Below are 9298 nucleotides of genomic sequence, written 5' to 3'. Positions count from 1 at the left end.
GACGCATATGTCGTACTCGCGGATCCCCAGGCCATCACCATCGCCCGAGCGCGGACGCGCTGAGCGTGCGCCGCAGGGAAACGGAGGATTGTGATGGCCCTGGGATCCGGTGCCCGGACGGTCGTGGTCACCGGCGGTGCTGCCGGCATCGGCCGAGGCGCCGTCGAACGGTTCTTGGCAGCCGGCGACCAAGTGATCGTGCTCGACCGGAACCTCTCTTCTCTTGATGACCGGGTAACCGGCATCCAGGTAGATGTCTCGGATCGGGCTGCGCTGGCGGCGGTTGCTGAGGAGCTTGGCGCGGTGGACGCGCTGGTGTGTGCGGCTGGCATCCAGCGGTACGGAACTGTTGTCGACACGCCGGCGACCGTGTACGACGAAGTGATCGCGGTGAACGTCGGTGGGGTGTTCTTCGCCTGCCAGGCGTTCGTCCCGAAGTTGCCGCGGGGCGGGAGTGTCGTTGTGGTCTCCTCCGTGCAGGCGTACGCCGCGCAGACCGGCGTCGCGGCGTACTCGATGGGTAAAGGCGCCCTGCTCAGCCTGGTCCGCGCGATGGCGGTCGACCACGCCCCGGACGGGATCCGGGTGAACGCCGTCTGCCCGGGATCGGTCGACACCCCGATGCTGCGTACCTCGGCCGCCCAGTTCGCCGGCGACCGGGCCACCGACGAGGTGGTCGCCGAATGGGGCCGCTCGCACCCGCTCGGCCGGGTCTCGAACCCGGAAGAAGTTGCCGAGGTCATCTACTTCCTGTCCTCGCCGGCCGCGTCGTTCGTGACCGGGGCGGACGTGAAGGTCGACGGCGGCCTGACCGCCGGACTGCCCGTCGTACTGCCGGAGGACCAGAAGTGAAGATCGTCGACGTACGCGCGACCACGGTGACGATGCCGTTGGAGGCGCCGCTGCGACACAGCAACGGAGCGCACTGGGGACGTTTCGTACGGACTGTCGTGGAGGTCGAGGCCGACAACGGGCTGATCGGGCTGGGCGAGATGGGCGGCGGCGGGCAGAGTGCCGAGGCCGCGGTCGCCGGGCTGAAGGAGTACCTGGTCGGCCACGACCCGGCGCGCACCGAGGCGCTGCGCTGGATGCTCGCGAACCCGACCGCGAGCCTGTACAACAACCGCACGCAACTCTTGGCGGCCATCGAATTCGCCTGCCTGGACCTGCAGGGCCGCGAGCTCGGCGTACCCGTGCACGCGTTGCTCGGCGGCAAAGTCCGGGACCGCGTGCCGTTCGCCAGCTACCTGTTCTTCCGGCACGCCAACGACGACGGCACCGGTGAGATTCGCATCGCCGACCAGCTGGTCGCGCATGCGCGGGAACTGGTCGACGAGCACGGGTTCAGCGTGCACAAGCTGAAGGGCGGCGTGTTCCCGCCGGACTACGAGCGCGAGTGTTTCCGCGCGCTGGCCGAGGCGTTCCCGGGGCATCGGGTCCGGTTCGACCCGAACGGCGCGTTCAGCGTCGAGGAGGCGATCCGGTTCGCGCGCGGCATCGAGGACCTCGACAACGACTATCTCGAGGACCCGACCTGGGGCCTGAACGGGATGCGCCGGGTCCGCGAGAACACACCGATCCCGCTGGCCACCAACACGGTCGTGGTGAACTTCGAGCAGCTCGCCGCGAACGTCCGCGACCCCGCCGTCGACGTGATCCTGCTGGACACGACGTTCTGGGGCGGCATCCGCCCGTGCATCAAGGCGGCCGGCGTCTGCGAGACGTTCCAGCTCGGCGTCGCCGTGCACTCGTCGGGCGAGCTCGGCATCCAGCTCGCGACCATGCTGCACCTCGGTGCCGTCGTACCGAACCTGTCGTTCTCCGCGGACGCGCACTATCACCACCTGCGCGACGACATCATTGCCGGCGGCAAGCTTCCGTACGTCGACGGTGCGATCGCGGTACCGGACGCGCCGGGTCTCGGCGTCGAGCTGGACCGCGACAAGCTGGCCGAGTACGCCGAACTGTTCCGCGAGCTCGGCCCCTACCCGTACGACCGCGATCCGGCCCGCCCGGACTGGTACCCCCTGCTACCGAACACCGATTGGGCAGACCCGTCATGACGATTCCGCGTTCCGCCGACCTGGCGAGCGACGTCCTCACCCACACGTACGACGACATGTTCAACCCGCCCGGGCTGACGAACTTCCTCGGCACCGCGCAGGTCGACCATGACGTCGTCGCGATCCGGAGCGTGAACTTCCCGCCGTACTCGCACGGCGACACGATCACCGGCCAGCTGTACGTCGACGGCCGCCTGGCCCGCTCGTACGGCGGCACGGTCGAGGTCGTGTGGCGCCCGGACTGCGTCGTCCGCTCCACCACGGTGGACGGCCTCGAGGTACGCACGACAACCGCCTGCGCCCCGGGCAGACCGGCCGTCGTCGTACAACTGGACATCTCCGGCACACCGGGGCGCCGCGTCCAGCTGGGGCTGTCGATGGCCAGTACCGCGACCCGCTCACCTGGTGCCTGGAGCAACTACCAGCCCCCGTCCGAGCCCAACACCCTGAAGATTGTCGGCAATCGGGTTGTCGGCACCGGCGAGTCCGGATCCGCCGTGAGCCTCCAGGGTCTCGACGTTCCCAGCACCGTGGACCGGGACATGCTCGAGGCGAGCGTCGTACTGGATGCGGACGGGCGCGCGCGGCTGTCGTACGTCCACGTGATCGCCGGCTCGCTGGACGAGGCGACGGAGCACTTCGACGTGTGCGTGGCCGACGTACCGGCCGTGATCTCGGTCGCGGAGAGCATGTGGGACGTTGCGATCGCGGACGCGTTCGACCCGTCCAGCGAAGGCTTCAGCGGGTCCCTGCCGGTGCTGGAGACGTCGAACGAGGCCCTGCAGAAGCTGTACTGGTGGGGCGTGCTCGGCGTGATCTGGTTCCGCCGCGACAATCCGGCGAGCGTGCTCGGACGGACGTACGACACGTTGATGCCGCGGTACTGGCAGACCACGACGTTCATCTGGGACTACAGCCTGTCCTCGTTGACGCACGCCCTGCTCGACCCGGAGCCGATGCGCAAGCACATCGAGCACTGGATCGACCTGGACATCCACGAGCACTTCGGCACCGAGTGGCTGACCGGCGGACCGGTAGGGCAGTGGTACTCCGTCAACGACTTCGCCATGACCCGTCTGGTGCGCGACTACGTGCGCTTCACCGGCGACTCGGCGTTTCTGGATGTTTCCGTTGGTACGAAGCCGGTCGGAGAGCATGTCCACGACTGGGCGACCGCCTGGCGCGGGCTGCGTGGTAAGCACGCGCTGGCCGACTACGGCGGCATCGACAACCTGCTGGAGTGCGTGAGCAGCTACGTGCACGAGGTGGCCAGCTTCAACGCAGCCAACGTCTGGTGCATGCGGGTGGCGGCCGAGATCGCGGACCGCTCAGGCGACGCCGACCGTGCCGCACTGCTCCGTAAGGACGCCTCAGCGCAGGCAGGCCACGTCAACGAGCTGTACGTCGAGGGCAAGGGCTTCTGGCACGCCCGCCAGCCGGACGGCACGCTGGTACCGGTGCGGCACTGCTACGACTTCAACCTCATCGGTACGACGATCCCGGATGACCTGTCCGAGTCCCAGTGCGCGGAGATGGTGTCATTCTTCCAGAAGGAACTGCAGACACCCACCTGGATGCGTGCACTGTCGCCGTACGACGCCGACGCCGCGTTCAGCGTCCGTCCGGACCACCAGTGGAACGGTGCGTACCCGGCGTGGCCGGCCGACGCGGGGCGTGCGCTGTTCGCGCTCGGGCGTGGCGACGTACTGCTGGACTGGCTGCCGGGTCTCGCGAAGACCGCGAACCAGGGGCCGTGCGGTCAGGCGCACTTCGTCGAGGAGGCGCAGCCAGCGATGGCCGGCGGCGCCCGGAAGTCGCCGCCGCAGTTCCCGTACCTGATCGACTGGTCCTGCTCGTCCTCCGGCGCCTGGGTCAGCCTGGTCCTTGAGGGCGTCTTCGGCATCGAGGTAGCCCTCGACGGCACGGTCACCGCCAACCCCCAGGTCGCGGACCTCGACCCCGACGCCCGCCTGACCGGCCTCCGCGTCGGTTCGCGCACCTACGCCGTAACCGCAGCCGGCCTGACCGAATCCACCGGCTGAGAGGACCACGGCGGAGGAATCAGCCCGGCGGCATCGCGATGGCTTCGAGGAGGGACTCCTCGGCGCCGGCGAGGTGCCGCCGGAGCTCGTCGACGCACTCGTCGAGCTCACCGCGCTCCAGCAGCCGGACCAGCTTGCGGTGCGACGCGACCTGCTGGCGCGCGTCCTGGCGGAGCGCATCCACCCGGGCCAGCGCCAGGCGGGCCTCACCGGTGACCGAGTCCGCCGTAGCGATCAGCCGCTCACTCCCGGTGAGCGCCACCAGGCTCCGGTGGATCGCCAGGTGCGTCTCGGTCAGCGCCTCCGGATCGGCACCGTCCTTCGCGGTCGCCGCGAACACCCGCATCGCCTCCCGGACCCGCTCCCGGGCCGCCTCGTCGGCGTCGAACCACGCCCGGATCCCGGCCGACTCCAGCACGAACCGGGCCCGGCAGATGTCCGCCACCGCCGCCGGATGCAGGATCGCGACGCTGACCCCCTTGTTCGGCTCGCGCACCGCGAGCCCCTCGGTGACCAGCATCGTCATCGCTTCCCGGATCGTGCTCCGGGCCACCCCCAGCGCCTCCGCCAACGGCTGCTCACGCAGCGGCGTGCCAGGCTCCAGGTCACCGGCGAACAGCGCCGCCCGCAGCGCGTCGACCACCCGGTCCACCGTGGTCGAGCGGTCCACCCGCAGCCGTTCGTACATGGGAGGATTCTCGTCCAGACGCGCTCCGTTGTCGCGCCCGCCCCACCCCGGCCACCCACCCTGTGGATAACTCCCGACACGATGACCCGGTTTTCAGGCACCATTTTCCACTAGTGGCCGCCCCTTCCGCGGACCGGCGCGGAAGTCCACTCGAGCCAGCGAGGAGCAGATCGTGGGAGACAGCAAAGCGCTGCCGATCCTCGGCGGAATCGCCCTCGTGCTCATCCTGCCGCTGGTGATCGTGGTGATCATGCTGCTCAGCGCCCTGGGCGGGCTGGACAGTGCCGAGGCTCAGTGCGCGCAATCCTCCGACCAGCAGAGCCTGTTCGGTTATCCCACGGCGTCGCAGAAGATCGACGTGGACTGGACGTCCCCGGCTCCGGGCCTCCCCGGTCACCAGGGCTACGACTTCGCCGTCAAGGCCGGCACCGCGGTGCTCTCGTCGATGGACGGCAAGGTCGTCCAGGCCTCCGGCAACGAGGTCCGGATCCGCCGCGAGGACGTCGAGACGCGGTACCTCGACATGGGGAGCATCACCGTCTCGGTGGGTCAGGATGTCGCGCGCGGCCACCAGATCGGGACCTCCGGCTCGGGTAACGAACCGCCGCCGGGCATCAGCGGCGACCACCTGCACTGGGAGCTGTGGGTCGACAAGGACGGCAACGGGAAGTGGCAGACCCAGAAGCCGGACAAGAACCCGTTCGAGATCGACCCCTCGGACAGCGCGGGCGCTTGCAGCTGCCAGACCGGCAACCTCTCGGGGTCGAACAACGAGCAGAAGGCGTTCAACTACTTCGTCCAGAACGGTTACACCAAGGAGCAGGCCGCGGGGATCGTCGGGAACATGTCCGCCGAGTCCGGCGTCGAGCCGAGCCGGAAGCAGTACACCGACCCCGGCGTGATCACGCCGCCCGCGGAGATGGCCGGCTCGCCTCTCGGGTGGGGCATCGTGCAATGGACCCCGGCCGACAAGATGATCCTTCCGTCCCGGAAGGAAGGTGCCGACGATGCCAAGATCGCCTCGCTCGAGTACCAGCTGGACTTCCTCCGCAAACAGCTGATCGGTGAGGGACCGGTCCCGGAGAAGGGTCCGGGAGACGCACTCAAGGCGTCCACCACCGCCGAGGAGGCGTCGCACGTCTTCGCCGACCAGTTCGAGCGCTTCGGCGGACACGAGAACCCCAACGCCGAGACCTACGGCGAGCGCGCGAAGGCCGCCGAGCGGATTCTCAGACTGTTCGGGGGTGTGGCACCGGCCTCCGATCCGAAGAACCCGGCGGCCGACCCGTGCGGTGCCGGCAGCGGCAACATCGCGACGGTCGCGAAGAACCTCGCCTGGCCGGACAGCGGCAAGAACCACTGGGGCACCGACGCGAGCCTGGCGAAGCCGGAGTACGTGGCCGCGATGGCGAAGTACAACGACGGTCCGAACGGTCAGGACCCGTACACCGACTGCGGGCGGTTCGTCGCCACGGTGATGCACATGAGCGGCGCCGATCCGAAGTTCCCGAACGTGTTCACCCCGACCCAGAGGGACTACATGCTCAACTCTGGCAAGTACGACCACTGGGAGTCGATACCACCAGGCGGGATGAAACCGGGAGACATTCTGAACGGTCCCGGCCACACCTACTTGTACGTTGGCCCGTGGGGCGAGAAAGGCGGCGGGTTCGACTCGGCAGCCGGGTCCCTCGGCCAGCACGTCCCGGCCGCGGACCATCTGTACAACGTCAGTCCGGGCGGATTCTGGGTCTTCCGGCTGAAGAGCGGCGCGACGCCGACGACGACGCCGGCGAACTGAGTAGGGACGGGAGCAGCGATGCTTGAGGAGAACCGGCGGCCGCTGATGATCGGCGGCGTCGTGGCGTTGGTCTTGATCGTGCTGATCGGCAGCATCGTGCTGTTCCGCGGCGGCGCCCCGGAGACCAAGCTCTCCGTGCAGTCGATCCCGAACGACCTCACCCTGACCCTGGACGGGCACCAGATCCCGGCCAACGGCGAGATCAAGGTCAAGTCCGGCAAGCACACCATCGCGGGAACGCGGCGCGGTTTCGAGAGCTACAGCGAGGACATCACGGTGACCGGCGACAATGCCGCGTTCAAGATGTACCTCTACGCGAACGGTGCCGAGGGCCGGCAATGGGTCCAGAACCACCCCGAGCAGGAGGTCGAGCTCGAGCGCGAGGCCAGTGCGAACTTCGACGAGATGCAGGCTCGGCTGATCGCGAAGTACCCGATCCTGGGCGCGCTCCCGTATGTCGGACAGGGCTTCGAAGCGACCCGCGCCGTGTCCAAGAGCGATCCCAAGAACCCACTGGCCATCTCCGTGCATATCGACGTGTTCGGATCCAAAGGCCGGGACTACGCCCTGAAGTGGATCACCGGCAACGGCTGGGATCCGAACACCCTCGACATCATCTGGACCAACAGCTAGCGGCACGTCAGGCGGGGAGGAACAGCTCCCCGCCTGGGGTACTGATCGGGGTGAGCGGGAAGTCCAGGGGGTTGGTGAGGCAGCGGGCGGAGCCGCCGCCCTTGTGGAATTCGGTGAGGTCGAGGACGACCACCCGGAGGCCGAGGGCGGTGAGGACGTCGCGGAGGCGCGGGGAGCAGGCGGGCATGATGATCGTCTCGCCGACCACGATCGAGTTCGCGGAGAACGCGAACGCCTCCTCGTCGCTGAGGACAATCGGGTCCGGGACGATCCCGGACAGCTCGGCCTGGCTCGCGGGGTCGAAGGCCGGCGGGTAGATCATCGCGTGCGTGCTGTCCACCGGGCAGAACGGCAGGTCGAGGTGGTACATGCCCTCGTGCGCGATCCGCAGGCCGCGGACCCGGATGTCCCACTCGGTCGCCAGGTGCTTGAGCGCCTCGGCGTCGGTCCGCGGGCCGTAGCCGACGACCAGGCTGTCGCCGAACACGAACGCGTCACCGGACTCGAAGTGCGGCCCGACGCCCTCGGCGCCGATCCGGTCCAGCCGGAAGCCGTGCCCGGTGAACCAGTCCGCCGCGCTCAGCGACTCCGCCCGGCGCGGCTCGAACCGCATGTGCGAGAGCATCGCCCGGCCGTCCGCGGCGGCCAGCCCGAGGTTCATCGCGTACACCATGTCGGGTGCGTCGGCGCGCTGCTCGAGGACCTCGACCTCGCCGCCGGCGTCCAGGATCGCCTGCCGCAGCGCGTCCCACTGCTTCAGCGTGAGCGCCGGGTCCGGCTGGTCCTGCGTCGACATGTACGGGTTGATCACGTAGTCGATCCGGAAGTGGTCCGGCCGGACCATCAGATAGCGACGACCCCACTCCAGCGGCTGTCCCATGAGTACCCTCCCTGACCGGTGAGATCCGATTGCCAGATCCCCTGATTGTCCGACAATCAGTCAGTTTGAGGCTCGACGTACCGGGAGTCAAACGGTGCTTTCGGGGAGGGTGGTTCGGGGCTGCGGTAAGGACTAACCTGCGGGCATGACCCCTGACAATGAGGTTCGCTTTCGCGCCTGTCTGGACGATGTGCCGGCTTACCTGCCGGGCCGTCCGCCGGAGCGCTCGGACGGCCGGCCGACGTACAAGTTGTCCAGCAACGAGAACCCGTACCCGCCGCTCCCGGGCGTTCTCGCCGCCGCCACCGAGGCCGCGGCGCAGATGAACCGGTACCCGGACATGGGCGCGGTCGACCTGCTCGAGGCGTTGTCGGACCGGTTCGGCGTACCGGTCAGTGACCTCGCGGTCGGTACCGGGTCGGTCGCGCTGCTGTACCACCTGCTGCAGGCGACGGTCGCGGACGGTGACGAGGTGGTGTACGCCTGGCGCTCGTTCGAGGCGTACCCGATCGCGGTGCAGCTGACCGGCGCGACGTCGGTACGGGTGCCGCTGACCGCGGACGCCCGGCACGACTTCAAGGCGATGGAGGCGGCGATCACCGACCGGACGAAGGTCGTGCTGGTCTGTACGCCGAACAACCCGACCGGCCCGGTAGTACGCCGCGACGAGCTGGTCGCGTTCCTCGACGCCATACCGTCGAACGTGCTGGTCGTGCTGGACGAGGCGTACCGCGAGTTCGTCCGGGAGACCGATGTCGTGGACGGGGTCGAGCTGTACCGCGACCGGCCGAACGTGCTGGTACTGCGGACCTTCTCGAAGGCGTACGGGCTGGCCGGCTTCCGCGTCGGGTACGCGATCGGGCACCCGTCGGTGGTCGCCGCGATCCGCAAGTGCGCGCTGCCGTTCGGGGTCAGCTACGTCGCGCAGGCAGCCGCGATCGCGTCACTCGCCCTCGAGGACGAACTCCTCGAACGCGTCGACGCCCTGGTCGCCGAGCGTCGCCGGGTGATCGCCGAACTCCAGGCCGCGGGCTGGGACGTCCCCGAGTCCGAGACGAACTTCGTCTGGCTCGAGCTGGGCGACGACACGGTGAAGTTCGCCGAAGCCGTCCAGGCCGAGGGCGTCTCCGTCCGCCCGTTCCCCGGCGACGGCGTCCGCGTCACGATCGGCGAACCCGAGGCCAACGACCT

Annotated in this window: 8 protein-coding genes; 6 read left to right on the top strand and 2 right to left on the bottom strand. The window is 68.8% G+C overall.

Features of this window, described 5'->3' with window-relative positions; translation table 11 throughout:
• Positions 1–93 precede the first annotated feature (93 nt).
• From VFF46_RS01760 to VFF46_RS01750, 3 genes are read left to right on the top strand one after another with little or no spacing between them, the layout of a single operon-like run.
• A complete protein-coding gene (locus VFF46_RS01760; protein WP_325035194.1) occupies positions 94–852 on the top strand; it encodes an SDR family NAD(P)-dependent oxidoreductase in 759 nt (252 codons plus the stop codon).
• Complete coding sequence (locus VFF46_RS01755) at positions 849–2063, top strand: enolase C-terminal domain-like protein (RefSeq protein WP_325035193.1); 1215 nt, start codon at positions 849–851, stop codon at positions 2061–2063. The genes VFF46_RS01760 and VFF46_RS01755 overlap by 4 nt, the downstream gene beginning before the upstream one ends.
• Positions 2060–4105 carry a hypothetical protein gene (locus VFF46_RS01750; protein WP_325035192.1) on the top strand — a complete coding sequence of 682 codons (2046 nt, stop codon included), beginning with the start codon at positions 2060–2062 and terminating at the stop codon, positions 4103–4105. The genes VFF46_RS01755 and VFF46_RS01750 overlap by 4 nt, the downstream gene beginning before the upstream one ends.
• Before the next feature lie 19 nt (positions 4106–4124).
• Here VFF46_RS01750 and VFF46_RS01745 read toward each other — a convergent pair whose 3' ends face one another.
• Positions 4125–4793, bottom strand: coding sequence for a GntR family transcriptional regulator (locus VFF46_RS01745; protein WP_325035191.1), 669 nt, complete (start codon positions 4791–4793; stop codon positions 4125–4127).
• A 172-nt stretch (positions 4794–4965) separates the two neighbouring features.
• Here VFF46_RS01745 and VFF46_RS01740 point away from each other — a divergent pair, with 172 nt between their 5' ends.
• Together VFF46_RS01740 and VFF46_RS01735 are read left to right on the top strand one after the other, a co-directional pair.
• Positions 4966–6594, top strand: a complete 1629-nt coding sequence (locus VFF46_RS01740) for a phage tail tip lysozyme (protein ID WP_325035190.1) — start codon at positions 4966–4968, stop codon at positions 6592–6594.
• Between the two features lie 18 nt (positions 6595–6612).
• The gene (locus VFF46_RS01735) at positions 6613–7227 is read left to right on the top strand and encodes a PEGA domain-containing protein (RefSeq protein ID WP_325035189.1); all 615 of its coding nucleotides are present in this window, start codon (positions 6613–6615) and stop codon (positions 7225–7227) included.
• Between the two features lie 7 nt (positions 7228–7234).
• Here VFF46_RS01735 and VFF46_RS01730 read toward each other — a convergent pair whose 3' ends face one another.
• The gene (locus VFF46_RS01730; protein ID WP_325035187.1) at positions 7235–8107 is read right to left on the bottom strand and encodes a dimethylarginine dimethylaminohydrolase family protein; all 873 of its coding nucleotides are present in this window, start codon (positions 8105–8107) and stop codon (positions 7235–7237) included.
• Positions 8108–8252: 145 nt separating this feature from the next.
• Between VFF46_RS01730 and hisC the strand changes: the two genes are divergently transcribed.
• Positions 8253–9298: histidinol-phosphate transaminase (gene hisC, locus VFF46_RS01725; RefSeq protein ID WP_325035186.1), on the top strand; the 1046-nt coding region annotated here is incomplete at its 3' end.

This window comes from Kribbella sp., from assembly GCF_035655035.1.
Taxonomy (GTDB): Bacteria; Actinomycetota; Actinomycetes; order Propionibacteriales; family Kribbellaceae; genus Kribbella.
This window is presented reverse-complemented; position numbering and strand designations above follow the sequence as displayed.

Excerpts from the sequence above, each read along its gene's own strand:
- VFF46_RS01760 (WP_325035194.1), top strand. The coding sequence starts at position 94 with ATGGCCCTGGGATCCGGTGCCCGGACGGTCGTGGTCACCGGCGGTGCT.
- VFF46_RS01750 (WP_325035192.1), top strand. The coding sequence starts at position 2,060 with ATGACGATTCCGCGTTCCGCCGACCTGGCGAGCGACGTCCTCACCCAC.
- VFF46_RS01745 (WP_325035191.1), bottom strand. The coding sequence starts at position 4,793 with ATGTACGAACGGCTGCGGGTGGACCGCTCGACCACGGTGGACCGGGTG.
- VFF46_RS01735 (WP_325035189.1), top strand. The coding sequence starts at position 6,613 with ATGCTTGAGGAGAACCGGCGGCCGCTGATGATCGGCGGCGTCGTGGCG.
- VFF46_RS01730 (WP_325035187.1), bottom strand. The coding sequence starts at position 8,107 with ATGGGACAGCCGCTGGAGTGGGGTCGTCGCTATCTGATGGTCCGGCCG.